The 26842-nt window shown below is 40.5% G+C and carries 24 protein-coding genes and 2 pseudogenes; 16 read left to right on the top strand and 10 right to left on the bottom strand.

What is annotated here, in order from left to right; all coding sequences use genetic code 11:
- Positions 1-172: 172 nt before the first annotated feature.
- Positions 173-592: a group II intron maturase-specific domain-containing protein gene (locus BELBA_RS20210; RefSeq protein WP_245531078.1), complete on the bottom strand. Its 420-nt coding sequence runs from the start codon at positions 590-592 to the stop codon at positions 173-175.
- The gene (locus BELBA_RS20215) at positions 534-1247 is read right to left on the bottom strand and encodes a reverse transcriptase domain-containing protein (RefSeq protein ID WP_342626373.1); all 714 of its coding nucleotides are present in this window, start codon (positions 1245-1247) and stop codon (positions 534-536) included. The genes BELBA_RS20210 and BELBA_RS20215 overlap by 59 nt, the downstream gene beginning before the upstream one ends.
- Positions 1248-1937: 690 nt before the next feature.
- On the opposite strand from BELBA_RS20215, the gene BELBA_RS14485 reads away from it, so the two are divergent.
- Together BELBA_RS14485 and BELBA_RS14490 are read left to right on the top strand one after the other, a co-directional pair.
- Positions 1938-3461, top strand: a complete 1524-nt coding sequence (locus BELBA_RS14485) for a hypothetical protein (RefSeq protein WP_014773440.1) — start codon at positions 1938-1940, stop codon at positions 3459-3461.
- On the top strand, positions 3415-3891 hold the full coding sequence (locus tag BELBA_RS14490) for a hypothetical protein (RefSeq protein ID WP_014773441.1): 477 nt from the start codon (positions 3415-3417) through the stop codon (positions 3889-3891). The genes BELBA_RS14485 and BELBA_RS14490 overlap by 47 nt, the downstream gene beginning before the upstream one ends.
- A 338-nt stretch (positions 3892-4229) precedes the next feature.
- Here BELBA_RS14490 and ltrA (BELBA_RS14495) read toward each other — a convergent pair whose 3' ends face one another.
- Positions 4230-5303, bottom strand: a complete 1074-nt coding sequence (gene ltrA, locus BELBA_RS14495) for a group II intron reverse transcriptase/maturase (RefSeq protein WP_245531079.1) — start codon at positions 5301-5303, stop codon at positions 4230-4232.
- 690 nt (positions 5304-5993) lie between these two features.
- Between ltrA (BELBA_RS14495) and BELBA_RS14500 the strand changes: the two genes are divergently transcribed.
- Together BELBA_RS14500 and BELBA_RS14505 are read left to right on the top strand one after the other, a co-directional pair.
- On the top strand, positions 5994-6233 hold the full coding sequence (locus BELBA_RS14500; protein ID WP_014773442.1) for a hypothetical protein: 240 nt from the start codon (positions 5994-5996) through the stop codon (positions 6231-6233).
- Between the two features lie 3 nt (positions 6234-6236).
- Complete coding sequence (locus tag BELBA_RS14505) at positions 6237-6641, top strand: PIN domain-containing protein (RefSeq protein ID WP_014773443.1); 405 nt, start codon at positions 6237-6239, stop codon at positions 6639-6641.
- Between the two features lie 330 nt (positions 6642-6971).
- Here the strand turns inward: BELBA_RS14505 and ltrA (BELBA_RS14510) are convergent, their stop codons facing one another.
- Positions 6972-8045, bottom strand: a complete 1074-nt coding sequence (gene ltrA, locus BELBA_RS14510) for a group II intron reverse transcriptase/maturase (protein WP_245531079.1) — start codon at positions 8043-8045, stop codon at positions 6972-6974.
- 792 nt (positions 8046-8837) lie between these two features.
- Here ltrA (BELBA_RS14510) and BELBA_RS14520 point away from each other — a divergent pair.
- On the top strand, positions 8838-9488 hold the full coding sequence (locus BELBA_RS14520; protein WP_014773446.1) for a hypothetical protein: 651 nt from the start codon (positions 8838-8840) through the stop codon (positions 9486-9488).
- Positions 9489-9904: 416 nt separating this feature from the next.
- On the opposite strand, the gene BELBA_RS20220 is transcribed toward BELBA_RS14520, so the two are convergent.
- Both BELBA_RS20220 and BELBA_RS20225 read right to left on the bottom strand, forming a co-directional pair.
- On the bottom strand, positions 9905-10180 hold the full coding sequence (locus BELBA_RS20220; protein WP_245531080.1) for a group II intron maturase-specific domain-containing protein: 276 nt from the start codon (positions 10178-10180) through the stop codon (positions 9905-9907).
- A gap of 41 nt (positions 10181-10221) precedes the next feature.
- On the bottom strand, positions 10222-11004 hold the full coding sequence (locus BELBA_RS20225) for a reverse transcriptase domain-containing protein (protein ID WP_342626374.1): 783 nt from the start codon (positions 11002-11004) through the stop codon (positions 10222-10224).
- Positions 11005-11739: 735 nt separating this feature from the next.
- On the opposite strand from BELBA_RS20225, the gene BELBA_RS14530 reads away from it, so the two are divergent.
- From BELBA_RS14530 to BELBA_RS14540, 4 genes and pseudogenes are all read left to right on the top strand, one after another.
- Positions 11740-12435, top strand: coding sequence for a DUF6624 domain-containing protein (locus BELBA_RS14530; RefSeq protein WP_014773447.1), 696 nt, complete (start codon positions 11740-11742; stop codon positions 12433-12435).
- 329 nt (positions 12436-12764) lie between these two features.
- A pseudogene (locus tag BELBA_RS20510) lies at positions 12765-12989 on the top strand (phage integrase N-terminal SAM-like domain-containing protein); the annotation flags it as partial.
- Between the two features lie 186 nt (positions 12990-13175).
- Positions 13176-13829: pseudogene (locus BELBA_RS20515) on the top strand (IS91 family transposase); the annotation flags it as partial.
- Between the two features lie 318 nt (positions 13830-14147).
- Entirely contained in the window at positions 14148-15398 is a 1251-nt protein-coding gene (locus BELBA_RS14540; protein WP_014773449.1) for a hypothetical protein, read from the top strand.
- 251 nt (positions 15399-15649) lie between these two features.
- On the opposite strand, the gene BELBA_RS14545 is transcribed toward BELBA_RS14540, so the two are convergent.
- The 3 genes from BELBA_RS14545 to BELBA_RS14555 all read right to left on the bottom strand — a co-directional run bounded on the left by BELBA_RS14545 (position 15650) and on the right by BELBA_RS14555 (position 19497).
- A complete protein-coding gene (locus tag BELBA_RS14545) occupies positions 15650-17197 on the bottom strand; it encodes an IS1182 family transposase (RefSeq protein WP_014773450.1) in 1548 nt (515 codons plus the stop codon).
- 319 nt (positions 17198-17516) lie between these two features.
- Positions 17517-18671 carry an IS91 family transposase gene (locus BELBA_RS14550; protein ID WP_014773451.1) on the bottom strand — a complete coding sequence of 385 codons (1155 nt, stop codon included), beginning with the start codon at positions 18669-18671 and terminating at the stop codon, positions 17517-17519.
- Complete coding sequence (locus BELBA_RS14555; protein WP_280956311.1) at positions 18661-19497, bottom strand: tyrosine-type recombinase/integrase; 837 nt, start codon at positions 19495-19497, stop codon at positions 18661-18663. The genes BELBA_RS14550 and BELBA_RS14555 overlap by 11 nt, the downstream gene beginning before the upstream one ends.
- A 122-nt stretch (positions 19498-19619) precedes the next feature.
- Here BELBA_RS14555 and BELBA_RS14560 point away from each other — a divergent pair, with 122 nt between their 5' ends.
- The 5 genes from BELBA_RS14560 (at position 19620) to BELBA_RS14570 (ending at position 23064) form a co-directional block, all read left to right on the top strand.
- Positions 19620-20384 (top strand): Mu transposase domain-containing protein, encoded by a 765-nt coding sequence (locus BELBA_RS14560; protein WP_052307640.1) that lies wholly within the window; start codon positions 19620-19622, stop codon positions 20382-20384.
- Between the two features lie 15 nt (positions 20385-20399).
- Positions 20400-21143, top strand: coding sequence for an IS21-like element helper ATPase IstB (gene istB / locus BELBA_RS14565; RefSeq protein ID WP_014770947.1), 744 nt, complete (start codon positions 20400-20402; stop codon positions 21141-21143).
- A gap of 227 nt (positions 21144-21370) precedes the next feature.
- Complete coding sequence (locus BELBA_RS19735) at positions 21371-21535, top strand: hypothetical protein (RefSeq protein ID WP_014773452.1); 165 nt, start codon at positions 21371-21373, stop codon at positions 21533-21535.
- A gap of 97 nt (positions 21536-21632) precedes the next feature.
- Positions 21633-21803, top strand: coding sequence for a hypothetical protein (locus BELBA_RS19740; RefSeq protein WP_014773453.1), 171 nt, complete (start codon positions 21633-21635; stop codon positions 21801-21803).
- Between the two features lie 61 nt (positions 21804-21864).
- Positions 21865-23064 carry a carboxypeptidase-like regulatory domain-containing protein gene (locus BELBA_RS14570; RefSeq protein WP_014773454.1) on the top strand — a complete coding sequence of 400 codons (1200 nt, stop codon included), beginning with the start codon at positions 21865-21867 and terminating at the stop codon, positions 23062-23064.
- Between the two features lie 389 nt (positions 23065-23453).
- Here BELBA_RS14570 and ltrA (BELBA_RS14575) read toward each other — a convergent pair whose 3' ends face one another.
- Positions 23454-24527, bottom strand: coding sequence for a group II intron reverse transcriptase/maturase (gene ltrA, locus BELBA_RS14575; protein ID WP_245531079.1), 1074 nt, complete (start codon positions 24525-24527; stop codon positions 23454-23456).
- Between the two features lie 691 nt (positions 24528-25218).
- On the opposite strand from ltrA (BELBA_RS14575), the gene BELBA_RS14580 reads away from it, so the two are divergent.
- Both BELBA_RS14580 and BELBA_RS14585 read left to right on the top strand, forming a co-directional pair.
- Positions 25219-26139 (top strand): ABC transporter permease, encoded by a 921-nt coding sequence (locus BELBA_RS14580; RefSeq protein WP_157466104.1) that lies wholly within the window; start codon positions 25219-25221, stop codon positions 26137-26139.
- Complete coding sequence (locus tag BELBA_RS14585; protein ID WP_014773456.1) at positions 26132-26812, top strand: ABC transporter ATP-binding protein; 681 nt, start codon at positions 26132-26134, stop codon at positions 26810-26812. Before BELBA_RS14580 ends, BELBA_RS14585 begins: the two co-directional genes overlap by 8 nt.
- The last annotated feature ends 30 nt before the right edge of the window (positions 26813-26842 follow it).

Here is a 26842-nt window from a genome sequence, read left to right on the forward strand (position 1 = left end):
TTCATAACCTTTTCTTCTTAGTCGTGACAAAGTTATCGTAGTGATCAGAATCGGACTCTGGGCAACAGCCCATCCCCCTTTCCTGGTTCTACTCCATGCATATGCATGGTCTTGGTCCACTCCCAATCTGATCAGGTTTTTACGTTTCCGCTCGGGTTTCTTCTCCCGATAGCTATCGGGACCAAATACAGTATCGAAGTCGGTTTCTCAGCCACTCGTCGAGTGATTTCAGCTTTGCGGAGATACTGGCAAGACGGTAATTGTTTACCCATCCCCGCCATACCTCTGCCATCTTTTTGAGTCTTTCCTCAAAACTGTAGGGTTTGGTTTTCTTGGTGATCTGCTTGAGCTTACGTTTCAGTGAGTCCCAGCTGTTTTTCTTCACCACCAACTGATATTTTCCTTTGACTCCTTTTTGGTAGGTTGGAACAAATGCATGACCCAACATTTCAAAATTGGACGGTCTTCGGATGCCGCTTTTCTCCCTGTTTATGGGAAGTCTGAGTTTTTCCTTTAGAAAAAGGTAGATCTCGTTACCCACTTTTTCTGGCTTCCTTCTTTGACTTGGTGTAAATGCTGAAATCATCTGCATATCGGACGTATTTCAGGTTTCTCCGTTCCAGTTCCTTGTCCAATAAGTCCAGAAGGATGTTGGACAGTAGTGGGCTGAGTGGCGATCCTTGCGGAACGCCTTTTCTACGCCTGTGCAGTTTTCCGTTGATCTGGATTGGTGCACGCAGCCACTTTCTGATAAGCCTTAGGGTAGTCGGACATTTTACCCGTTGGTAGATCAATTGAAGTAGAACCGAGTGGTCAACCTCGTCAAAGAATCCCTTAAGGTCGATGTCCACAATATCCTGATAGCCATCATTGATGTTTTTCAGGGCTTGTGTTACCGCCTTATGGATGTTCTTTTCGGGACGGAAGCCGTAGCTGTGTTCCTCGAACGTAAGTTCGTATTTAGTCATCAGCACTTGGCTTAACGCCTGTTGGAGCCATCTGTCCACTACTGTGGGAACTCCGAGCAATCTTGTCTTTCCGTTACTCTTGGGTATCTCGACCCCTTTGATAGGTTTGGGTACATAACTGTGGTTGAGGATGGATGTGGCAATCCTATCCCTGTTGCTTTCCAGAAAGGAAAGCAGTTCGGTGACCTTCATGCCGTCCACCCCTGCCGAACCCTTGTTCCGCACCACCTGTCGGTATGCTTTGTAAAGGTTCTTACGGTTGAGTACTTTTTCTATCATAGCTTAATCTGTTAACCCTGTCCGCTTAAGATAAGGCTACCCCAAAAGTTGCTCCTTATCGAATTTGGACGTAATCCAATGTTCAGTCCTTCGCTGCCCAGTGAGACCTCTGTAGCTCTTACAGCTCGTTACCGGCAACTACTACGACCTCGGCTGACTTCTCTTAGGTGTTCCCGACACCCAGAGACCTCCCTCGGTAAGATGAATATCCTTGTGTCTATCCCTGCCATATCTACTACTTTGGTACTTCCTTCCTTGTGGAAGGTTGGGACTTCGGTGTGCTGTGTCACCTCATCCGACCTCATAGCCTCCGTATATGGTTTCTGTTCGTCAGTACAGACACCGCAGTCTGGCTTACTTCACTGCATGCCTCACGGCAAACCAGCTTGCCACTTGCTTGGCTTCGGGACGTTACCCCCGCGCTTAAGGGACTCTCACCCGTTGGAACGGTCAACTTTTTGACCTATATTCACCATTCAAGGCACACACATTGTATAAGCGTAATGCGGGCTGAGTAGGTGAAATTGAGCATTTTTGCTCCTAAGAAACTTTGCGGTAGTCGGACAGTGAATCGCTCCGAAAACCCGCACTTCGCTTATACTTGACCGTTAGTGAAAATGCTAAAAACAAAGTTCAACTTTTAACCAATTAAAAAAGCAAATGAAAATCAACGGACTACGGTGAATTGTTGTGGCAGCTGTAATTCTAGGAATTACATTATCTTGCCAAAAGGATGAGGATTTTTTGCCTCAAAGTGATAATTTTCTTTCTGAAAATGAAATTCAAGGGATGACAAAGCTAGGGAAGCAATTGGAAAACCCTTATTCGGTAGAAAATATGCGTAAGGCATTTGATAATCTAAAATCGGCAAGTCCAAATAATAGGATAAGTGGCAATGAAATTGAAATTACCACATCTCATTATTACATTAAATTCAAGCCGAAAAATGAAGATGAACTATCAATTTTAAAAAGGGATTCCACACTTATTTTGTTCGAATATCCATTAGATTATGAAATATTAGAGGGAGGCACTCATTTTCACGATCCTTCGGTTCCTATTGGCACTCCGACTTTCCAATACGTATCGATACCAATAGACAAAAAGATACCAGATGGAGTGGGATACGAGATACTTGAAAATCTTTTTATCCCTGATGAAGAAAAGGATTCAAACATTTCTAATGGCAGAATTGCAAGGGACGAGTTAATAGACTTGCTTGTGGAAGAATCTCTAAGGCTTACAGGAAACCTCAATGATGTAGAAAGTAAGCCTAACTCTAGAGTTCAATCAAGCAGTTGGCGACCTGCTGGGAGAATTCAATTGTTTGATGATGAATTAGGTCGGCTTGTAGGTGTTCATGGCGTAAAGGTAAGAGCTAGAAGATGGTTTACAACACATGAAGGTTTTACGGATATTAATGGTAATTTCACTTGTAACGGAACATTTAAAAGAGATGCAAATTACAGTATTCCTTGGGAAAGATATGATTTTGACATTCGTAGCGGAAGCTTGGGGCAGGCAGTCTATGATGGACCTAAAATGGAGGGTAATTGGAACTTAGAAATAAGAAGTGGTGCTTCACGAATGTATGCGATTGTATTTCAAGCTTGTCACAACTACTATTACGGAAATAGATTAGGTTTGAAGAGCCCTCCTCAAAATTCGTTTTGGAAAACAGCCGTGAAAATTTCAGTTTGGGACGAACCTAACCCTGATGCAAACGGCAGCCACTGTAAGGATTGCAGGTTTTTAGGGATTTCTTCAAGAATAAGGATTTATAATAATGTGGGAGGTAATTCTATGGCAATTTATGCAACTACTATACATGAACTTGCGCACGCATCACATTGGGAACTTAGAAGAAATAACTGGAATGACAATAACACCGAAAGCAAAGTAAAAGAAAGCTGGGCAAGAGGTGTACAGTGGGCATTGGGAAGGTTAAGGTATCCAAATTATAGAGGAGGACCTACTATAAGGCCAGACTATACTCAAGTGGTGGTTGATATGATTGACCCAAATTTCCCTAGTATTTTCGCAAATGAAAATTTTGGTCTATGGAATGATAATGTAACTGGTTATACTATCAAACAAATTGAAGATGTTTTAAGTAATACATCTACTTGGCAGGATTGGGAAAATAACATAAGAAACAATTATAACAATGCAACAGAAGGTAATTTACAAGCACTATTTACTCATTGGAATTAGTGCAATCATCGTATTCTTAAATGGATGCGTTCAGGAAATTGAATATGGCTTGACGATGGATTTACTTTATTTAAATCAAACGGATGAAACAATTAGTTTTTCAATAATAAATTCAAATAACCAAAGAGAAACAGTTTCAATCGGTCCAAGTTCAGAAAGTGCAATGTTTACTTATTACATCTCAGGAGTTGACAAAAAACTTGAGATTGAAACTTGTTGTCAAGATCCTTTAATTGATGTATATGGAGGCAGAGGAACTGAAGGAAATTCACAAGTTTTAATTATTAATGATGAATTATGTGTAACGCATCTAAACGAGAAGTCTGTAGTTTTATCCAACTATTTAAAGGAAAAAATATCAGATAGGCATTTTAGATATAGTTACACTTTTACAAACAACGACATTGAAAACAAACATCAATGTGAATAATAATAAGCACTTTCACTAATCGAGTAGACGGCCGTGAGCCATAAGCTCACGGTGCGCCTCTCACACCACCGTACGTACGGGTCTCCCCGAATCAAGTTCGGGGCAGGCTGTATACGGCGGTTCACTGGATTGTAGGTTGCGATTTGAGGTAATAAGAAAGCATGGATTCATAACCTTTTCTTCTTAGTCGTGACAAAGTTATCGTAGTGATCAGAATCGGACTCTGGGCAACAGCCCATCCCCCTTTCCTGGTTCTACTCCATGCATATGCATGGTCTTGGTCCACTCCCAATCTGATCAGGTTTTTACGTTTCCGCTCGGGTTTCTTCTCCCGATAGCTATCGGGACCAAATACAGTATCGAAGTCGGTTTCTCAGCCACTCGTCGAGTGATTTCAGCTTTGCGGAGATACTGGCAAGACGGTAATTGTTTACCCATCCCCGCCATACCTCTGCCATCTTTTTGAGTCTTTCCTCAAAACTGTAGGGTTTGGTTTTCTTGGTGATCTGCTTGAGCTTACGTTTCAGTGAGTCCCAGCTGTTTTTCTTCACCACCAACTGATATTTTCCTTTGACTCCTTTTTGGTAGGTTGGAACAAATGCATGACCCAACATTTCAAAATTGGACGGTCTTCGGATGCCGCTTTTCTCCCTGTTTATGGGAAGTCTGAGTTTTTCCTTTAGAAAAAGGTAGATCTCGTTACCCACTTTTCTGGCTTCCTTCTTTGACTTGGTGTAAATGCTGAAATCATCTGCATATCGGACGTATTTCAGGTTTCTCCGTTCCAGTTCCTTGTCCAATAAGTCCAGAAGGATGTTGGACAGTAGTGGGCTGAGTGGCGATCCTTGCGGAACGCCTTTTCTACGCCTGTGCAGTTTTCCGTTGATCTGGATTGGTGCACGCAGCCACTTTCTGATAAGCCTTAGGGTAGTCGGACATTTTACCCGTTGGTAGATCAATTGAAGTAGAACCGAGTGGTCAACCTCGTCAAAGAATCCCTTAAGGTCGATGTCCACAATATCCTGATAGCCATCATTGATGTTTTTCAGGGCTTGTGTTACCGCCTTATGGATGTTCTTTTCGGGACGGAAGCCGTAGCTGTGTTCCTCGAACGTAAGTTCGTATTTAGTCATCAGCACTTGGCTTAACGCCTGTTGGAGCCATCTGTCCACTACTGTGGGAACTCCGAGCAATCTTGTCTTTCCGTTACTCTTGGGTATCTCGACCCCTTTGATAGGTTTGGGTACATAACTGTGGTTGAGGATGGATGTGGCAATCCTATCCCTGTTGCTTTCCAGAAAGGAAAGCAGTTCGGTGACCTTCATGCCGTCCACCCCTGCCGAACCCTTGTTCCGCACCACCTGTCGGTATGCTTTGTAAAGGTTCTTACGGTTGAGTACTTTTTCTATCATAGCTTAATCTGTTAACCCTGTCCGCTTAAGATAAGGCTACCCCAAAAGTTGCTCCTTATCGAATTTGGACGTAATCCAATGTTCAGTCCTTCGCTGCCCAGTGAGACCTCTGTAGCTCTTACAGCTCGTTACCGGCAACTACTACGACCTCGGCTGACTTCTCTTAGGTGTTCCCGACACCCAGAGACCTCCCTCGGTAAGATGAATATCCTTGTGTCTATCCCTGCCATATCTACTACTTTGGTACTTCCTTCCTTGTGGAAGGTTGGGACTTCGGTGTGCTGTGTCACCTCATCCGACCTCATAGCCTCCGTATATGGTTTCTGTTCGTCAGTACAGACACCGCAGTCTGGCTTACTTCACTGCATGCCTCACGGCAAACCAGCTTGCCACTTGCTTGGCTTCGGGACGTTACCCCCGCGCTTAAGGGACTCTCACCCGTTGGAACGGTCAACTTTTTGACCTATATTCACCATTCAAGGCACACACATCACCTTGGAAGACAGCGGGCGGTTCCGAGTAAATAAAAAGATTAGTACCTTTAATATGTTAGGAGTAGGCTGGAAGAGAACGGCTCCGAAAGCCCGCCGTCTCCAAGCTGAATCCCGTTACAGGGAAGTTGAAGAAGAACTAAGTAGAAAGCAAATCAGTTTTATGATGTAATTTCATATATTTATTAAAATTTAGGCTATGACACATGCAGAACGCCATATCATTGAAACTTATTCTGAGCTTTTTGAAAGCTTGAGTTCGGTAAGCAAATTAGAGCTGCTGGAACGGCTTGCAAAATCTATTAGGAAAGGAAGAAAGTCTAATGAAAAGGATTTTTTTAGTTCTTTCGGAGGATTTGTTTCAGAAAAGCCAGCCGAAGAAATCATAAAAGATATTAGGGAAAGCAGGAAATTCAGATCAAAAGACTTGAAAATTTGATATATGCAATATTTGCTTGACACAAGTACATGTGTATTTTTTTTGAGAGGGAAACTCCATCTAGATGAAATCATCAAGGAAGAAGGTCTTGAGAATTGTTTCATCTCTGAAATAACAGTTTTTGAACTGAAATACGGAGCAGAAAACAGCGATGATCCCAAAAAATCTCACAGAGCGGTTGATAAATTTGTGAAAGGGCTAACCATCATACCGATTTTTGGGATAGTAGACCAGTATGCCAATAACAAAGTCTTGCTAAGAAAAAACGGAACACCGATGCATGATGAATTTGATTTGATCATTGGTGTTACTGCAGTCGCTAACGAAATGATTTTGGTAACTGACAATATTAAAGACTTTAGGTACTTAGAAAACCTGAAATTGGAAAACTGGTTGGAAAGAAAATAACCTCCCTGTAATCGAGTAGACGGCCGTGAGCCATAAGCTCACGGTGCGCCTCTCACACCACCGTACGTACGGGTCTCCCCGAATCAAGTTCGGGGCAGGCTGTATACGGCGGTTCACTGGATTGTAGGTTGCGATTTGAGGTAATAAGAAAGCATGGATTCATAACCTTTTCTTCTTAGTCGTGACAAAGTTATCGTAGTGATCAGAATCGGACTCTGGGCAACAGCCCATCCCCCTTTCCTGGTTCTACTCCATGCATATGCATGGTCTTGGTCCACTCCCAATCTGATCAGGTTTTTACGTTTCCGCTCGGGTTTCTTCTCCCGATAGCTATCGGGACCAAATACAGTATCGAAGTCGGTTTCTCAGCCACTCGTCGAGTGATTTCAGCTTTGCGGAGATACTGGCAAGACGGTAATTGTTTACCCATCCCCGCCATACCTCTGCCATCTTTTTGAGTCTTTCCTCAAAACTGTAGGGTTTGGTTTTCTTGGTGATCTGCTTGAGCTTACGTTTCAGTGAGTCCCAGCTGTTTTTCTTCACCACCAACTGATATTTTCCTTTGACTCCTTTTTGGTAGGTTGGAACAAATGCATGACCCAACATTTCAAAATTGGACGGTCTTCGGATGCCGCTTTTCTCCCTGTTTATGGGAAGTCTGAGTTTTTCCTTTAGAAAAAGGTAGATCTCGTTACCCACTTTTCTGGCTTCCTTCTTTGACTTGGTGTAAATGCTGAAATCATCTGCATATCGGACGTATTTCAGGTTTCTCCGTTCCAGTTCCTTGTCCAATAAGTCCAGAAGGATGTTGGACAGTAGTGGGCTGAGTGGCGATCCTTGCGGAACGCCTTTTCTACGCCTGTGCAGTTTTCCGTTGATCTGGATTGGTGCACGCAGCCACTTTCTGATAAGCCTTAGGGTAGTCGGACATTTTACCCGTTGGTAGATCAATTGAAGTAGAACCGAGTGGTCAACCTCGTCAAAGAATCCCTTAAGGTCGATGTCCACAATATCCTGATAGCCATCATTGATGTTTTTCAGGGCTTGTGTTACCGCCTTATGGATGTTCTTTTCGGGACGGAAGCCGTAGCTGTGTTCCTCGAACGTAAGTTCGTATTTAGTCATCAGCACTTGGCTTAACGCCTGTTGGAGCCATCTGTCCACTACTGTGGGAACTCCGAGCAATCTTGTCTTTCCGTTACTCTTGGGTATCTCGACCCCTTTGATAGGTTTGGGTACATAACTGTGGTTGAGGATGGATGTGGCAATCCTATCCCTGTTGCTTTCCAGAAAGGAAAGCAGTTCGGTGACCTTCATGCCGTCCACCCCTGCCGAACCCTTGTTCCGCACCACCTGTCGGTATGCTTTGTAAAGGTTCTTACGGTTGAGTACTTTTTCTATCATAGCTTAATCTGTTAACCCTGTCCGCTTAAGATAAGGCTACCCCAAAAGTTGCTCCTTATCGAATTTGGACGTAATCCAATGTTCAGTCCTTCGCTGCCCAGTGAGACCTCTGTAGCTCTTACAGCTCGTTACCGGCAACTACTACGACCTCGGCTGACTTCTCTTAGGTGTTCCCGACACCCAGAGACCTCCCTCGGTAAGATGAATATCCTTGTGTCTATCCCTGCCATATCTACTACTTTGGTACTTCCTTCCTTGTGGAAGGTTGGGACTTCGGTGTGCTGTGTCACCTCATCCGACCTCATAGCCTCCGTATATGGTTTCTGTTCGTCAGTACAGACACCGCAGTCTGGCTTACTTCACTGCATGCCTCACGGCAAACCAGCTTGCCACTTGCTTGGCTTCGGGACGTTACCCCCGCGCTTAAAGGGACTCTCACCCGTTGGAACGGTCAACTTTTTGACCTATATTCACCATTCAAGGCACACACAGGCGTTTGGCTCAATGGCGGGTGAAGTGGTTAATTGAACATTCTACCTCGCATCAACTTTTGTGGTGTATTGACAGTTTTGTGCTCCGAAATCCGCCACTGCGCCAAGCGCCAAAACGTTACCCAACATTTAAAAAAATCTGGCTGTTTATCGAGATTAAAAAAAATTATGATAAAAATAGGATTGAAAAAGGCTTGTACGAATTGACTTTACTCGAATGTAATTTTTATGCAGATGGGCTTAACTCAGACGCAACCTTTATCTAAAATGAACATCTTAAAAATGGTTAAAACCAAAGAAAATGAAAAATTATATACACATTTCAATATTACTAATTCTATTTACAAATGCTGAAATAGCAATCGGTCAAGATAGTGAGCAAAGCAAATACAGCATTCAATTTAATTTGGGTATTTCAAGAACCTTACATTACAATCAACCCGTAAACTTATTTCAAAGCCTTGAAGGCAGCTTTCCAGAAGAGCAAAAGCCTAGAAATTCACCAAATGTAAATTTGAGTATTTATCGAGATTTTAATAGTAAAAATAGTTTGAAAATAGGTTTTGGTTCATCGAGTTACAGGTTTTGGGAAAGAGCTCAATCGAATGTTGGGGACGGAATAACCTTCGTAACCGTTGAATCGGTTCGAAGTTGGAGCTTTTACGGATTATCTTTAGGTTATAGATTTATTTTAAATCCAGAAAGAAAAGTCCGCCTCTTTGTTGAAAATGAATTTATTTACGAAATACCAACACAAAATTATGCACTACTTAAAAGTGGATTAGCAATACAACCAAAAATAGGTGGTATTTTAAATCTCAATGATAATTGGAGTATTCTTGTCGAAGGATTCTTTAAATCAGCGTTAACAATGTATAGTGACAAAAATTTTGGAGAGGACTATAAGCCTTATGCTTATGGTATACAATTAGGAGTTAATTTAAGAATATAAGAGGAATTTTGAGAATTGGGTTGCGGAAAAAACGTTGGGTAATCGAGTAGACGGCCGTGAGCCATAAGCTCACGGTGCGCCTCTCACACCACCGTACGTACGGGTCTCCCCGAATCAAGTTCGGGGCAGGCTGTATACGGCGGTTCACTGGATTGTAGGTTGCGATTTGAGGTAATAAGAAAGCATGGATTCATAACCTTTTCTTCTTAGTCGTGACAAAGTTATCGTAGTGATCAGAATCGGACTCTGGGCAACAGCCCATCCCCCTTTCTGCCTTCCCGCGGCCTGGCCCTTCGCTAAAAATGTCCACTGGACATTTTCTATACGCTCAGTCCTTCCATGCATATGCATGGTCTTGGTCCACTCCCAATCTGATCAGGTTTTTACGTTTCCGCTCGGGTTTCTTCTCCCGATAGCTATCGGGACCAAATACAGTATCGAAGTCGGTTTCTCAGCCACTCGTCGAGTGATTTCAGCTTTGCGGAGATACTGGCAAGACGGTAATTGTTTACCCATCCCCGCCATACCTCTGCCATCTTTTTGAGTCTTTCCTCAAAACTGTAGGGTTTGGTTTTCTTGGTGATCTGCTTGAGCTTACGTTTCAGTGAGTCCCAGCTGTTTTTCTTCACCACCAACTGATATTTTCCTTTGACTCCTTTTTGGTAGGTTGGAACAAATGCATGACCCAACATTTCAAAATTGGACGGTCTTCGGATGCCGCTTTTCTCCCTGTTTATGGGAAGTCTGAGTTTTCCTTTAGAAAAAGGTAGATCTCGTTACCCACTTTTCTGGCTTCCTTCTTTGACTTGGTGTAAATGCTGAAATCATCTGCATATCGGACGTATTTCAGGTTTCTCCGTTCCAGTTCCTTGTCCAATAAGTCCAGAAGGATGTTGGACAGTAGTGGGCTGAGTGGCGATCCTTGCGGAACGCCTTTTCTACGCCTGTGCAGTTTTCCGTTGATCTGGATTGGTGCACGCAGCCACTTTCTGATAAGCCTTAGGGTAGTCGGACATTTTACCCGTTGGTAGATCAATTGAAGTAGAACCGAGTGGTCAACCTCGTCAAAGAATCCCTTAAGGTCGATGTCCACAATATCCTGATAGCCATCATTGATGTTTTTCAGGGCTTGTGTTACCGCCTTATGGATGTTCTTTTCGGGACGGAAGCCGTAGCTGTGTTCCTCGAACGTAAGTTCGTATTTAGTCATCAGCACTTGGCTTAACGCCTGTTGGAGCCATCTGTCCACTACTGTGGGAACTCCGAGCAATCTTGTCTTTCCGTTACTCTTGGGTATCTCGACCCCTTTGATAGGTTTGGGTACATAACTGTGGTTGAGGATGGATGTGGCAATCCTATCCCTGTTGCTTTCCAGAAAGGAAAGCAGTTCGGTGACCTTCATGCCGTCCACCCCTGCCGAACCCTTGTTCCGCACCACCTGTCGGTATGCTTTGTAAAGGTTCTTACGGTTGAGTACTTTTTCTATCATTGTTAAACTGTTAACCCTCCCCTGCATGCCGGCCCCTCACTAAAATCTTCCACAGGAAGATTTCTATACGCTCGGTCCTGCTTAAGATAAGGCTACCCCAAAAGTTGCTCCTTATCGAATTTGGACGTAATCCAATGTTCAGTCCTTCGCTGCCCAGTGAGACCTCTGTAGCTCTTACAGCTCGTTACCGGCAACTACTACGACCTCGGCTGACTTCTCTTAGGTGTTCCCGACACCCAGAGACCTCCCTCGGTAAGATGAATATCCTTGTGTCTATCCCTGCCATATCTACTACTTTGGTACTTCCTTCCTTGTGGAAGGTTGGGACTTCGGTGTGCTGTGTCACCTCATCCGACCTCATAGCCTCCGTATATGGTTTCTGTTCGTCAGTACAGACACCGCAGTCTGGCTTACTTCACTGCATGCCTCACGGCAAACCAGCTTGCCACTTGCTTGGCTTCGGGACGTTACCCCCGCGCTTAAGGGACTCTCACCCGTTGGAACGGTCAACTTTTTGACCTATATTCACCATTCAAGGCACACACATGGGTTTTGCAAGATGCGGGGTTGAAGGAAATCTCAGAAAATTTGTAGAAAATACCCGCAAAAAACTTTTCCATTTTTTAGTTTTTTCGTAATTTTAAAAAATGGAAAAAGTTTTTGCTAGTGCTCGGTCACATCTTGAAATTTCAGTTGCAGTAGCCCGCACCTCGCAAAGCCCTTTCCCGTTATCGGCAATTGCATACCAAAATTATGTTTAAAATGAAAATTAAATTGACAATTATAACTTTTTTAGCACTTTTAACCTCTTGCTCTGTTACTCAAAATCAGAAAGACAAACTGAAAAGTGAATTAACTCAAATTCTAAAATCTGACCAAGAATTGAGAGAACTTTGGACACCAGATTTAAGTCCAGAAAGAAAAAATGAAATTTTACAGACTTATAAAATAAGCGAAAGTGAATTTCAAAAGCAAGGATGGAAAATAACAGAAAAAAATGACAGTATCAATTTGTTAAAAACGGAAAAAATAATCAAAAAATATGGTTATCCAGGAAAGGAACTTGTCGGAGAGAAACTAAGTAATGCAGTTTGGTATGTTATTCAACATTCAAAACTTCCAATTATTGAAAAGTATTTTCCATTAATGATAAAAGCACAAGAAAATGGAGATTTAAGTAAACAACAAATCGCAATGATGAAAGATAGGATGCTTATGTATCAAGGTAAAGAACAAATTTATGGAACTCAAGGTGCAGGAAGATTATTTGTTAATCCCGAAACCAAAAAGGAAGAATGGACAAATTTTATTTGGCCAATTGAAAATCCTGAAAAAGTAAATGAATTAAGAACTTCTATGGATATTAAAATGTCAATAGAAGAATATGCGAAATCAATGGGAATTGATTATTCAAAAAAATATACACTTAAAGAAATTGAGAAATTAACAAAAAAATAAAGCAACTGCCGATAACATGGGTTTTGCAAGATGCGGGGTTGAAGGAAATCTCAGAAATATTCTAGAAAATACCCGCAAAAAACCATTTCATTTTTTTTTTGTAAATTTGAAAAAATGAAAATGGTTTTTGCTAGAGATTGGTTCTCCTCCCGACTTTCAGTTTACAGTAGCCCGCACCTCGCAAAGCCCTTTTCCGTTGAACCAAACCTCCTTCGTCGGTAGTTTTTAGCTTACCTTCAAGTGGTTGATTTTTTGATGTTTATCGTAAATTTATACCATGTTAAATCTTTAATTTATTTCATCATGGAAAAAAAAGTTTGCGTCAAAGGATGTTTGAAGAGATGTCTTATCGGCATTACTCTCCAAGAAGTATCAAGACTTACATTGGTCTTGTTTCAATAGTTTCCAAGTACTTTGGAAAAAGCCCTGACCTGATCAGTATAGCCGAGTTAAAGCATTATTTATTCACCAGAATCGAACAAGATAAACTTTCGGCATCCTCGGTAAATCAGACTATCAGTGGTTTCAAGATACTTTTTAAAGATGTTTTGGGTAGAGAGTGGGATCCTGTGAAGATCAAGCGTCCAAGACGTCCTAAAATTCTTCCTACTGTTTTTTCCAAAGAGGAAATATCTCAAATTCTTAATAGTATTCGGAATAGGAAGCATTACTGTCTCATAGCTCTTGCGTATGGATCAGGCCTCAGGCTTGGGGAGGTGATTAGTCTAAAACCATCCGATATTGACAGTGACGGGATGCAGTGGATACATGCTAACAAAAAGTTCTTTGTACCGATCAAAGCGCTGTCTGCAATTTTCAGGGGAGTGTTTATGGAAAGACTTATTGGAGCGATACAGTCAAAGGAGTTGAAGATACCGAAAAGTCAAGATGTATTGTATGGTGATATAAAATCCATAAAAAGCAAAGCTTATGAAAAGCCATGGAATGTCTATGTCAAGAAAACGTTCAAGGGAGCCAACCAAGTGGTTTCCTATCTTGGAAGATATACTCACAGGGTAGCCATAAGCAATAGCAGGATTTTGGCTACTGATGGGCATACGGTCAGGTTTCAGTGGAAGGATTACCGTGACAACAAAAGCAAGACACTGACACTTGACTGTGCTGAGTTTGTCAGAAGGTTTATGCAACATATCCTTCCCTCAGGTTTTTACAAAATCAGATATTATGGCATAATGGCTTCTACTAATAGCGCTACAAAAATGGATGAATGCTTTCGGCTTTTAAAAAAAACCAGGTTGATTTCATTTTATCAGGGCTTGAGTACATATGAAGTATTGAGAGAGATCTTTGGAGATGAAATGTTCAAATGTCCATGTTGCAAATCGGGGAAGATGGTATTTGGTATCCGAGAAGAGAAAGGAGAAGCTCCTTAAATAAAATTGGTAGATTGAAGTTCTTTGAAAAACTGAAGTAAAAACAAAAACAGAAAAGTATGTTATTGGGAAAGATATGCCCGATTCAAAGAGAAAAAGCAAAAGAATAGACCAAAAAAATAGTCTCACCTCAAGAGAAAAAGCATAACTGATCAAAATAAACCAAAACAAAAGCATATAAATACCCATAGAGGTAGCACGGCTTAGTCCAACTATGTTTTAATCGCAATCTTGATAGAACTATTTATTATAGTTATTTTTTTAGGTAGATTGCGTTTAAAACACTTTACGTTACCTGCAAGCATAAAAAAGACAACCATGACAGAAAAGTTTGAACTACTAATAAGAAATTATAAAGCAGACCCCGAGAGTGTTTACAATACTTGGTTCGCCAATAATGATGAAAGACTAAAAGCTTTTCGTTCAATTCGCAGAGGGGTACAGCAGGTTATAAATGACATTAAGGATAAAAATTTTCCAAACGATTTTAAAGGAAGTTCCTTAGAGTTTGTTTTATCTTGTATTTCGGAGCAAAAGCAAGTTTTTGTTGGTGTCGCTCATCCCTTTTATTGGAAACCAAAATTAAGAATTCCGGACATTTATGAAAATGAAAAAAATAAAAACGATTTCGGACAATTTTTAGAAAACTGTTTTAATTACAACACAAAAGAAGATGCGATTTTAAAAGAAATAATAAAACTGGACCAACTTAAAATTAAAGGACTTGGTCCTGCGGTCGCAAGCATTTTGTATTTTTTGCATCCTACTACTATTCCACCATTTAACACTGCAATTGTCAATGGTTACAACACACTATTCAATGACAACAAAAAATTAGGTTCTTGGAATGAATATCTCAAACTACGAGAAACATTAATTGAAACAAATGAAAAACATAAATCTTTACTTTCTAACGACCTTGGTGCGTTTTCAGGGTTACTATTTGAAATAGGTGCAAAGAAAATGATTATTGGCGAAGAAAAATTTATAACAGAAGAAGACAAAATTAAATTTGAAAAGCAAGTAGAGAAAAGAAGGAAAGAAGTAGAGAGTGAGCAATTAGAAGTTGATGTACACACCGAAATGCAGTATCATTTACTGAAAATTGGACAAGCATTAGGTTATGATGTAATTAGTGCATCGAATGACCGATCTAAATCTCACCAAGGAAATAATTTTTCATTTTTAAGTTTATCTAATTTTCCTAAGATGGACATCAGCAAAGAAACGTATAACACCGTTGGACTAATTGATGTTGTTTGGTTCGAGAAAGGGACAAACAAGCCAATTTGTGCGTTTGAGGTTGAAAAAAGCACTTCCATTTATTCGGGTATTTTAAGGTTGACAGACTTATCATACTCTTTTACTGAAAGTGAGCAACACCTATATATTGTTTTACCTAACAAAAGAGAAAAGGAAGTTGTAATGCAGCTTTCAAGACCATCAATAAAAAGTAGTCAAACAAAAATTCAATATATTTTATTCTCGGAGTTAAGAGAGCATTGTGATGCACTTTGCAAATTTGGAGAAAGTCATAACATACTTAAGAAAATTGCAAGGACAGTTTAATAACGACAGAAATGCCAGCAGGTAACATTAAGCCCACTAGAGAAAAGCCCTTTGAAAAAAAGAGGCTGTCTCAAAAGTAAATTTGAATAAATTTAAATTTTAAAAACAGCCTACTTTAGCAATAGAGGCCGGTTTTCAACAAATCGGCTTCTTATTTTTTGAACTCTAGTCAAAAAGCATGGTTTATTACTCTATCTGATTTGGTGATGTTTCTCTTATATTTTTGATTTAAATCTTCCCGAAAATGATAATTATGCTGCTTTTGCTGCCTTTCTGGAAAGGTTGTGAGCGATTGCATGAAGACCTGTTTCAATTTCCACCTTTTCCAGTCCCCTGAGCACATACCTCTTCATCCCCTTGTTTTGCTTAAGGTGTCCGAATACAGGTTCGACGTCTGTGGCCCGCTGCTTTCTTTTTTGGATTCCCTCGGGAGAGGTCAGCTTTTGTTTTGCTTCTGATTTATACCGTTCCAATGCCCTGTTGACTTCAATGGTTTTGTTTCCCTTTCCCGGCCTGCAGGAAGCAGCCAAAGGACATCCCACACATTTTGATGCTGTATATCTTGCGTATTCTTGTTTGTATCCTGTCGCTGTTGTCCTGGTTCTGGTACCGTTCCTTTCCATTGGCTGTCCCATCGGGCAGATACACCTGTCCTTTTGGCTGTCGTAATACAGGTTTTCAAGTAGTCTGTATTCCCTGTTTTTCTTGTTTTCTTCTCTGAGTTCCTTATGGAAGTAATTATACTTTACATACGCTGATGTACCGTTCTGCTCGAGGGCAGCATAGTTTTCCTCGCTTCCGTACCCCGCATCGGCAGTCAGCGTTTCGGGATAAGCTCCGTACATCTGCCGGTAGGCATCGATATGCGGGATAAGTGTGGTGGTATCGTTGGGTTTTTGGTGCAGGGTATAGTTGACCACAAAGTGTCCGTGGGTACTGAGCTGGAGGTTATAGCCGGGTTTAAGCTGCCCGTTTTTCATGTGATCTTCCTTCATCCGCATGAAAGTGGCATCTTCATCGGTTTTTGAATAGCTGTTGCGTTCCAGTAAGGTCTTCTCCTTCTGTTCATATTCGGCAAGCTTTCCTGGCCAGTTTTTCTCTGCATACCTGAGCTTCTGTCTCACTTTGGGATCAACTTCTTTGCCCTGTAGTGCCGTGTTGATCTTCTCAACGGTTTCAAGTACTTTTTGGGGACTGGGATTCTCAAACTTCTCTTCGGGCTGTCCGAGTTCTTCCTTTGCCGTATCGGCAGCGTAATCCCAGAGCTCCTGAAGCTGCTTTGCAATCCTCTCCCTGCTCTTCTTGACAGCCTTTCCCCAGACAAAGGTGTACCTGTTGGCGTTGGCCTCTATTTTAGTCCCGTCTGTATAAACGTCTTTTATGTCCAGAAGCCCTTCGTCGTAAAGCATGAGCACTACCTGTGAAAAAATCTCCCGGATCACTTCACGGAGCTTTTCCCCCCGGAAACGGTTGATGGTATTATGGTCGGGTCGCTGCATGCCCGAGAGCCACATGAAACCGATATTTTCACGGACAGCTTTCTCAAGCTTACGGGAGGAATAGCAGTTTTCCAGATAACCGTATATTAGTACCTTCAACAGCATACGGGGATGGTAACTGCTCGCTCCCATATTGCTGTACTGCGAAAAGATCGGCTGGATGTTTATCTTGTCTACGACCGTGCTGACTACACGGACGGGATGCTCTGATGGAAGAAGGTCACCCAAATTGTGGGGAAGGAGCATCAACTGGTTGTGATCATAGTCTTTAAAGACTATATTTAGGTCTTGTTTTTCCACACCTCAAAATAACAATTTTGAGTTAAACAAGAAAAAGGCTACCCGAGAAATTTGGTAGCCTTTCATTTTTTTTAAAAAGAGACTTATGAGACAGCCTCTTTTTGCTAGTGGCTGTTGACTGACAACTGGAGGGTGAAGTGTTTGCTAGGTGTATTAGTACTCTTTTTATGGGTTTAATTATTTTTCATTAGTTACGATTTCTACTATTATTTGACCAATCCTTGTGGAAAAGGCATAGAAGCCCCTACCCAAAATTGGGGTATTCTGCTTTAGAGATGTCTTGGATCCAACCATTGTTTTCTTAGATCCTGAATACATGTCAGGAAGGGGCTGGATTTGGATTGAAAGATTTTTGTTTTCTGGCTGATCTATCCCTTGTATCAAAGATTGTTTCCATTCTTCCGTGATCGCAGCAAGGGCATTTTAAAATATCCCTGCCGTATTTTTCGAGCATTCTGATCTGGAATGGAATTGTGACTTTGGGTTTGGTTGGTTGCATATCGAGAGAAGACCGTATCATAGCCAACCGTTCAGTTTTGCCCTGTATTCTCAAGTATCCGAAGTGGCGGATCTTGACAAACCTTTTTGGTAGGATATGCTGCTCAAACCTTCTAAGGAATTCCTGATGAGTAAGCCACATCTGTTTTGTTTTGGAACCGTCTGCATAGTCTTTATAGCTGAACTTGATGTGTGTTGCGTTGACCTCAAGGATTCGGTGTTTGGTGATGGCGATCTTGTGGGTATAGCGTCCAAGGTACTCGACGACCCTATCGGGCGACCCGAAAGGAGCTTTGGCATAGACGTTCCATTTTTTGAACCTGACGGCTTTGATTACGCTGTTTTCACTTCCATTCCAGCTGAGTGAACAGTCTTTTTCCAGCCCTTCCATGAATATGGCTTTGAACATACTTGCCAGACTTTTTTGAGGAAAAAGGAATCGGTTGTTTTTGCGTTTGGCATCTACCCAACGCTTTCCGTCGAAGCCTCCGGCACTGACGATGCAGTGGACGTGAGGGTGAAAACTAAGATCCTGTCCCCATGTATGCAGTACCATTGTGATCCCCGGTTCAGCACCAAGGTATTCAGGCATCTTTGCATGCTTGAGCAGGGTTTGGGAAGCTGCCAGAAACAAAAGGTCGAATAGCTTAGCCCTGTTACCCATGAATACTGGATTGAGCTCATGTGGCAGGGTAAAGACGATATGGTAATAGGCGGTAGGTAGGAGTTCGTCCATTCTACTCTCAATCCAGGCATCCCTTTTCATGCTTCCACAGTTGGGGCAGTGCCTGTTACCGCAGGAATGGTAGCGATGGTTGATGTTTCCACATTGCTGATCATCGCACCTGCTGAGGTGATACCCTTTTGCAGCCGTATGACAGGCAGCAAGATCAGCAAAAACAGCTTTGCTATAAGTATTGAAGCTGTGGATGGATTGATGTCTGAATAGGGATTGGAAAGAAGAGTCAGTTTCCATCAGCTAGCAAATCAAGTGGAGATACTAGTTTTTCCCTACGTTGTTTGGTAAGGTGAAGATAGATCATGGTAGTCTCTATCTTGGAATGTCCAAGAAGCTGTTTGATGGTATGAATATCTGTTCCCGCATCAAGCAGATGTGTGGCAAAGGAATGCCTGATAGAATGTGCGGAAAAACCATACTGTTCAAAGCCCGCCTGTTTCATTGCCATACGGATGGCGTGCTGTATGGAGCGGTCGTTCATAGCTTTTCCCGGGATCTGTCCTTCAAAGAGAAAGACTTTTGGCTTGTGTACTCTGTAGTAAGCTTCAAGCAAAGGGAGAACAGCAGCTGGAAGGATAGTAAATCTGTCCCTGCTACCCTTTCCTGCCACAACTTTGAGCTGCATTTCGGCTCTTGAGATATGTTTCATTTCCAAGAATCGAAGTTCGCTCAACCTGATACCTGTTCCATAAAACAAAGCAATGATGGCTTTATGCTTGATATTGGTTGTGGATTGGATTACATGGCTGATCTGATCTTGGGTTAGAATTTCCGGAAGTCTGAAGTCTTTCCGGGGATAAAGTGCGTGGGGGACTACATAAGGTGAAGGTAAAATGTGTTTAAAAAAGAAGCTACAGCTTTGAGCCGTCATCCTGCATTTGTCCCTACCGACAGCATGCTCTTTTTTGATGTAATTGATGTAAGAGGCAATGTGATCTTGGGTGAGCTGCTCAGGATTAAGGTGATTGAAATAGGCGAAAATATAGCGCATCTCGGCCATATAGTTGCGGATGGTCATATGGGAATATGCTTTGGCTTCTAGGAAAGAAGATAGTTTTAGCAAATACTCCTTAGCGGAATCATTGAGGGCAACAGTGCCCAGCGTGTTTTTTTTGAGTTTTCATGATCTAAGATTTTGATATAAATAAAAATAAGCAGAATTTAGGTAAATCGCTCACCCGTAGGGTGTCAGTTCAACAACGGATTTATGTAGCTCTTCAGGGAAAGGTGTTTTTATCCTTAGAAAGCCTTAATGAAGCACTTGTTCCTTTGGTATCCAACTACAATGACTATGCACTCAGAGGTGAGGAAAGTCGCAGGGAACAGTTTGAGACACTTGAGCGGAACAGTCTGCTGGCACTTCCCGAACTTCCTTATCAGCTGATGAGTGTCAAAGTGTGCACTGTAATGAAAAACACCCACATATGTCTTGGGGAGGATAAACACTACTACAGTGTTCCCCATCAGTATATGGGAAAGAAAGTCAAAGTCCTTTTCAATGATGACCAGGTAGAGATCTTTTACAAGTATCATCCTATAGCCAAACACAAACGCGATAAAAGGAAGCATAAGTACACGACACTAAGGGATCATCTGGCCGGAAACCAGAAGTATGTATCCGATTGGAGTTATGAATTCTTTGTAAGTGAAGGCAATAAGATCAGCAAGGAGGTAGGGAAATTCCTATCCAGCCTGATGGAATCTATTCCCCATCCGGAGCAAGGTTATAGATCCTGCTCCGGAATCCTTCATCTTGCCCGTAAAGTGGGTTCACAGCGGATCACTGGAGCCTGCAAAAGAGCGTCAGAGTATGGTGTTTACACCTATCCTATGATTGAACAGATCCTTTCCAAAAATTTAGACGCAATCAGTTTTTCCGATGAACAGCTGGAGGAGTCTTCCCAGATGCCCAAACACCACAACATCCGTGGCAACAGATACTTCAGTTAACAAACACCAATTCCAATGATACAAGAAACAATTGAAAAAATGAGAAAAATGAAGCTTTACGGCATGTCACGAAGCTTCAGTCATGCCACAGAATCCGGCTCTCTGTCATCCCTTACACCGGATGAACTGATTAGTCTGCTCGTGGAAAACGAATGGGATGACCGTCAAAACCGCAGGATGGATCGAAGCCTTCGTGGTGCACGTTTCCGATACAAAGCCACTGTCGAGGAACTGGATTTTCGTCCCGGGCGTGAACTGGACAAAAATCAACTATTGAGACTCGCAGACGGAGCATACATCCACAAAGGAGAAAACATTCTGATGACAGGAAGTACAGGCACAGGTAAGAGTTATCTTGCCTGTGCCTTGGGCAATCAGGCTTGTAGCAAGGGACACAAAGTCCTTTATGCGAATACGACTAAGTTGCTTACCCAACTGAAAATGGCTAAGGCTGATGGATCTTCTATCAAAGAGATGCTCAAACTCGAAAAACTTGATGTGTTGATACTCGATGACTTTGGGATACAACCCCTAGATGTTCAGAGCAGAATGTTGCTGATGGAGATTATAGAGGACCGACATGGTAAAAAGTCCACCATCATCACTTCGCAGTTACCGGTCAGTGCATGGTATGAAATAATCGGAGATCAAACTCTTGCAGATGCTATTTTGGACAGAATTGTGCACGATGCTCACCGGATAGAACTAAAGGGAGAATCCCTGAGAAGAAAACGTAATATTAATCCCGAAAAACAATAACTTTAACGCGATGTAAGTCCACTATTCCTGACCAAAAAAACTACTTAACTCCGGGGGGTCACTTTGCAGCGCTGATAGGGGGTCACTTTGACCGCTATATGCATAAAATTAAGTTTATCAATTTTTCGTAAATTTTCTAATAAAATATTACTTAAAAATAATTCGGTTTAAATGGAGTAGACCATAAGATTATATCCGATACTCCTACAATTATAACCCTTAATAATATGAAACAGATCAACGTAAAAAATGAGGAAAATTTGAAAATTGCAACTCTTTTTGAGATTGAAGAACTTGAAGAAAGAGTTGAGTTTGGAAAATGGGAGCCTCCAACTAATCCTGGATTACCTGGACCAACAAATCCTAATCCACCAATTGATACGCAGTATTGATTATTCGAAATAATATTATAAAAATCTCTCGGCTTTTTTAGGGTGTGTCGAGTGAGTGTTATAGTTACACCCTATTTCATTAATAACAAATAACTTTATGAAACAAATTGATGAAAAAATGGAGAATATTCTCCAAGTAGCTCAACTTTTCGAAGTTGAAGAACTCGAAGAAAGAGTAGAGTTCGGTAAGTGGTCAGCTGAAACAAAAGGTGGCTATAGTGAGGAAAAAGGTGGGTATATTGAAGGCGGTGTGAAATATACATTTTAACCTTTTCCATTTATTATATAGGTCTCCTTCTCTGTAGGAGACCTATTAATTAATTAATATTATGAAATTAAGATTCTATATTGCTGTATTTTCCCTGTTTTTTTTCCCAGAAAAATTGATCGGTCAATCTTTTTCGGGAAAATTAATTGACTCTATTACTAAATTACCTATAAGTTATGCTCATATTTTTGTTGAAAACACCAATTTTGGAACCGTTAGTAATGAACTTGGTGAATTTGAAATACCTGAAAAAAAGTTAGATAAATCTATAGTAATTACCCATATAAATTATGAACCACTTGTTTTACAGCTAAACAGTCATATAAACAATGAAATTCTAATGTTCCCTTCAACTATCTTACTAGATGAAGTAGTTGTAAATGACCTGCCCTATAAAATAGCCCAAAATATTTTTACTCAATTACAAAACACTAAGGATGTAACATATGGAAAGGGTTTTTATAGACAAATTTCAAAACAAGATTCATTACCTACTGAGTTTATTGAATCGTTTTATAATTTATCTTATAATTTAAATGGTGTTGAGGAAATTTCTATTTCACAGGCAAGATTCGCCAGAAAAAAAACATCTTCAGGTGATGTAATTATGAATTATACTAACTTTTCTTACCTTACTTTTGGTCATAAAATTTATGGTGAGGCAATGTCCACATCAATTGGTAGGCCATTTGCTTCTGATTTTTTTGATTACTATAGATTTTATTTAATTAGAAAATTTAAAAAAAATGAAGACATTATCTTTGAGATTGGTTTTGAGCCTGAATTTCCTGATAGTCTTAAAATCATGAGTTATGGGAGTTTTATTTATAATTTTTCAAATGAGACACTGCTCAATTATCGATCTACTATTGAGCATTCCTTAGGTTTTGACCAGTTCAAAGAACTTGATTCAAAAAGTATTAAAATTCAAAATCCAAAATATGTTTGGAATTTAAAATTTGATGAATTTAAGGGTAACTTAAAGCATTTACAAATAGATTTTACTTATGAACTTGTTATTGACAACAAGCATATTCCTTCTAAAGTCAATTCAAATTTTTTAATATATCAAGAACTTTCCAAAACACTCAAAAAACTAAGAAATCCTAGTATCGAGTTAGAAAATGTATCAATATTTGAAAAGGCAAAATATAAACCTAAATTTTGGAAAGATAATCCAATAATCAAGTTAACACCCGAAGAAGATTCTATTATTTCAACTTTTGAAAAAAATAACTATTTTGGTTCTTATTTTAAATAAATGGTATGCACATAATCGAGTAGACGGCCGTGAGCCATAAGCTCACGGTGCGCCTCTCACACCACCGTACGTACGGGTCTCCCCGAATCAAGTTCGGGGCAGGCTGTATACGGCGGTTCACTGGATTGTAGGTTGCGATTTGAGGTAATAAGAAAGCATGGATTCATAACCTTTTCTTCTTAGTCGTGACAAAGTTATCGTAGTGATCAGAATCGGACTCTGGGCAACAGCCCATCCCCCTTTCTGCCTTCCCGCGGCCTGGCCCTTCGCTAAAAATGTCCACTGGACATTTTCTATACGCTCAGTCCTTCCATGCATATGCATGGTCTTGGTCCACTCCCAATCTGATCAGGTTTTTACGTTTCCGCTCGGGTTTCTTCTCCCGATAGCTATCGGGACCAAATACAGTATCGAAGTCGGTTTCTCAGCCACTCGTCGAGTGATTTCAGCTTTGCGGAGATACTGGCAAGACGGTAATTGTTTACCCATCCCCGCCATACCTCTGCCATCTTTTTGAGTCTTTCCTCAAAACTGTAGGGTTTGGTTTTCTTGGTGATCTGCTTGAGCTTACGTTTCAGTGAGTCCCAGCTGTTTTTCTTCACCACCAACTGATATTTTCCTTTGACTCCTTTTTGGTAGGTTGGAACAAATGCATGACCCAACATTTCAAAATTGGACGGTCTTCGGATGCCGCTTTTCTCCCTGTTTATGGGAAGTCTGAGTTTTTCCTTTAGAAAAAGGTAGATCTCGTTACCCACTTTTCTGGCTTCCTTCTTTGACTTGGTGTAAATGCTGAAATCATCTGCATATCGGACGTATTTCAGGTTTCTCCGTTCCAGTTCCTTGTCCAATAAGTCCAGAAGGATGTTGGACAGTAGTGGGCTGAGTGGCGATCCTTGCGGAACGCCTTTTCTACGCCTGTGCAGTTTTCCGTTGATCTGGATTGGTGCACGCAGCCACTTTCTGATAAGCCTTAGGGTAGTCGGACATTTTACCCGTTGGTAGATCAATTGAAGTAGAACCGAGTGGTCAACCTCGTCAAAGAATCCCTTAAGGTCGATGTCCACAATATCCTGATAGCCATCATTGATGTTTTTCAGGGCTTGTGTTACCGCCTTATGGATGTTCTTTTCGGGACGGAAGCCGTAGCTGTGTTCCTCGAACGTAAGTTCGTATTTAGTCATCAGCACTTGGCTTAACGCCTGTTGGAGCCATCTGTCCACTACTGTGGGAACTCCGAGCAATCTTGTCTTTCCGTTACTCTTGGGTATCTCGACCCCTTTGATAGGTTTGGGTACATAACTGTGGTTGAGGATGGATGTGGCAATCCTATCCCTGTTGCTTTCCAGAAAGGAAAGCAGTTCGGTGACCTTCATGCCGTCCACCCCTGCCGAACCCTTGTTCCGCACCACCTGTCGGTATGCTTTGTAAAGGTTCTTACGGTTGAGTACTTTTTCTATCATTGTTAAACTGTTAACCCTCCCCTGCATGCCGGCCCCTCACTAAAATCTTCCACAGGAAGATTTCTATACGCTCGGTCCTGCTTAAGATAAGGCTACCCCAAAAGTTGCTCCTTATCGAATTTGGACGTAATCCAATGTTCAGTCCTTCGCTGCCCAGTGAGACCTCTGTAGCTCTTACAGCTCGTTACCGGCAACTACTACGACCTCGGCTGACTTCTCTTAGGTGTTCCCGACACCCAGAGACCTCCCTCGGTAAGATGAATATCCTTGTGTCTATCCCTGCCATATCTACTACTTTGGTACTTCCTTCCTTGTGGAAGGTTGGGACTTCGGTGTGCTGTGTCACCTCATCCGACCTCATAGCCTCCGTATATGGTTTCTGTTCGTCAGTACAGACACCGCAGTCTGGCTTACTTCACTGCATGCCTCACGGCAAACCAGCTTGCCACTTGCTTGGCTTCGGGACGTTACCCCCGCGCTTAAGGGACTCTCACCCGTTGGAACGGTCAACTTTTTGACCTATATTCACCATTCAAGGCACACACAACGGTTTGGCAAGATTGCGAATTTTGTAGTAAATTCACGTTTACATTTCGCAAGAAATTTTATCTTTAACAGAAAATAATCGGTTCCGAAGTTCGCAACCTCGCCAAGCCGCGGAACGTTGCCAACCATTAGACAAAAATTGCGAATGAAAGAATATTTCCAACTTCAATTTAAAATGCTAAACCGAAGAATGATTGATTTCGGAATGCCACTTTTGATTGGATATACACTGTTACCATTTATTTTTATCTTGCTCTCTAACTATCTATTTGAAAGAACAGAGTTTGCAAATTATGCTTATGGATTATTGGCAATAAGTTTCGTTTCAAAACTAAGTGAACCTAAACGAAATGATTTTTTAAAATCTATCTTCAATAAAGATAAGTATAGAAAATTAAGAATAACAGAAAATCTTATCTATTGTTTGCCTTTTAATCTTTATTTAGTTTATCAAAAACAATTTATCTTTTCTGCTCTTTTAAATTTGTGTGTAATAATTATCACACTGTTCAATTTTAGCACAAATCTAAATGTAACAATACCAACACCATTTAACAAAAAACCATTTGAATTTACCGTTGGCTTTAGAAAGACATTCTTTATTTTCCCAATAGCTTATTTCTTGACTTATATTTCAGTATCAGTAGGAAATTTTAATCTTGGTGTTTTTTCTATGTTATTAATTGGATTCACTTGCTTTTCATATTATTCAAAAATAGAAAACGAATATTTTGTCTGGAATTACAATTTATCATCTAAAGAATTTTTAATAGAAAAAACGAAAACGTGCTTGATGTATTTTACATTTTTAAGCTTACCAATAATAGTAGCTTTAAGTATTTCATTCTTTAGAAAAATCGATATTTTAATTGTATTTCTTCTGTTATGCTATACTTATCTCACGACAATCATTTTTGCTAAATATTCGTCTTTTCCAAACGAAATGAATATGTCACAAGGAATTTTAATTGCAATTAGTTTTATGTTTCCACCAATACTATTGGTATTTATTCCTCTTTTTTATTCTCAGTCTATTAAAAAACTAAATGTCATTTTAAATGATTAAAATTGAAAAAATATCAAAGTTTTATGGTAAAAAACAAGTTCTAAATTCAATAGATTTAGAATTCAAAAAAGGTAAAGTATATGGAATTGTTGGAGAAAATGGAGCAGGAAAAACAACTCTTTTCAGGTGTATTTCAGGACTTGAAAGCTATAAAGGAAACATATTATCTGACTATACCAAATTAAAAGACCATTTAGGACTTTTATTAACAGAACCTTACTTTTTCTCTAAAATAACTGGAAAAGAATATATACAACTACTTGCCAATGCAAGACAGACAAAAATAACCAACATTGAGGACAAAAATATATTTGATTTACCATTAAATCAATATGCTTCGACTTACTCTACTGGAATGAAAAAGAAATTGGCTCTAACTGCCATACTTTTACAGGAAAATAATGTATTTATTCTGGACGAGCCTTTTAATGGTGTTGATATTCAAAGTAATTTAATCATAACTGAAGTAATAAAAAGATTTAAAAAATTAAAAAAAACAGTAATTATTTCGTCTCATATATTTTCAACTTTAGCAGACACTTGTGATGAAATATATTTAATGAAAAATGGAGAAATCATAAAAAAAGTAGACCAAGCAGATTTTAGTAAACTTGAAAATGAAATGAAAGAATTTACAGTTGGAAATAGAATTGACAAACTTGAATTGAAATAAATAACGGTTGGCAATAATGGCTATAAACAA

Origin of the sequence: Belliella baltica DSM 15883, from assembly GCF_000265405.1 — a bacterium.
GTDB lineage: Bacteria > Bacteroidota > Bacteroidia > Cytophagales > Cyclobacteriaceae > Belliella > Belliella baltica.

Bases quoted from the DNA above. Each gene is read 5' to 3' on its own strand.
- BELBA_RS20225 (WP_342626374.1), bottom strand. From the start codon at position 11,004: ATGCAGGGGAGGGTTAACAGTTTAACAATGATAGAAAAAGTACTCAAC.
- BELBA_RS14500 (WP_014773442.1), top strand. From the start codon at position 5,994: ATGACACATGCAGAACGCCATATCATTGAAACTTATTCTGAGCTTTTT.
- BELBA_RS14505 (WP_014773443.1), top strand. From the start codon at position 6,237: ATGCAATATTTGCTTGACACAAGTACATGTGTATTTTTTTTGAGAGGG.
- BELBA_RS20215 (WP_342626373.1), bottom strand. From the start codon at position 1,247: ATGATAGAAAAAGTACTCAACCGTAAGAACCTTTACAAAGCATACCGA.
- BELBA_RS14520 (WP_014773446.1), top strand. From the start codon at position 8,838: ATGAAAAATTATATACACATTTCAATATTACTAATTCTATTTACAAAT.
- BELBA_RS20220 (WP_245531080.1), bottom strand. From the start codon at position 10,180: ATGTTGGGTCATGCATTTGTTCCAACCTACCAAAAAGGAGTCAAAGGA.
- BELBA_RS14585 (WP_014773456.1), top strand. From the start codon at position 26,132: ATGATTAAAATTGAAAAAATATCAAAGTTTTATGGTAAAAAACAAGTT.
- ltrA (WP_245531079.1), bottom strand. From the start codon at position 24,527: ATGATAGAAAAAGTACTCAACCGTAAGAACCTTTACAAAGCATACCGA.
- istB (WP_014770947.1), top strand. From the start codon at position 20,400: ATGATACAAGAAACAATTGAAAAAATGAGAAAAATGAAGCTTTACGGC.
- BELBA_RS19735 (WP_014773452.1), top strand. From the start codon at position 21,371: ATGAAACAGATCAACGTAAAAAATGAGGAAAATTTGAAAATTGCAACT.
- BELBA_RS14550 (WP_014773451.1), bottom strand. From the start codon at position 18,671: ATGGAAACTGACTCTTCTTTCCAATCCCTATTCAGACATCAATCCATC.
- BELBA_RS14540 (WP_014773449.1), top strand. From the start codon at position 14,148: ATGACAGAAAAGTTTGAACTACTAATAAGAAATTATAAAGCAGACCCC.
- BELBA_RS14580 (WP_157466104.1), top strand. From the start codon at position 25,219: ATGAAAGAATATTTCCAACTTCAATTTAAAATGCTAAACCGAAGAATG.
- ltrA (WP_245531079.1), bottom strand. From the start codon at position 8,045: ATGATAGAAAAAGTACTCAACCGTAAGAACCTTTACAAAGCATACCGA.
- BELBA_RS14570 (WP_014773454.1), top strand. From the start codon at position 21,865: ATGAAATTAAGATTCTATATTGCTGTATTTTCCCTGTTTTTTTTCCCA.
- ltrA (WP_245531079.1), bottom strand. From the start codon at position 5,303: ATGATAGAAAAAGTACTCAACCGTAAGAACCTTTACAAAGCATACCGA.
- BELBA_RS19740 (WP_014773453.1), top strand. From the start codon at position 21,633: ATGAAACAAATTGATGAAAAAATGGAGAATATTCTCCAAGTAGCTCAA.
- BELBA_RS14530 (WP_014773447.1), top strand. From the start codon at position 11,740: ATGAAAATTAAATTGACAATTATAACTTTTTTAGCACTTTTAACCTCT.
- BELBA_RS14490 (WP_014773441.1), top strand. From the start codon at position 3,415: ATGCAACAGAAGGTAATTTACAAGCACTATTTACTCATTGGAATTAGT.
- BELBA_RS20210 (WP_245531078.1), bottom strand. From the start codon at position 592: ATGCAGATGATTTCAGCATTTACACCAAGTCAAAGAAGGAAGCCAGAA.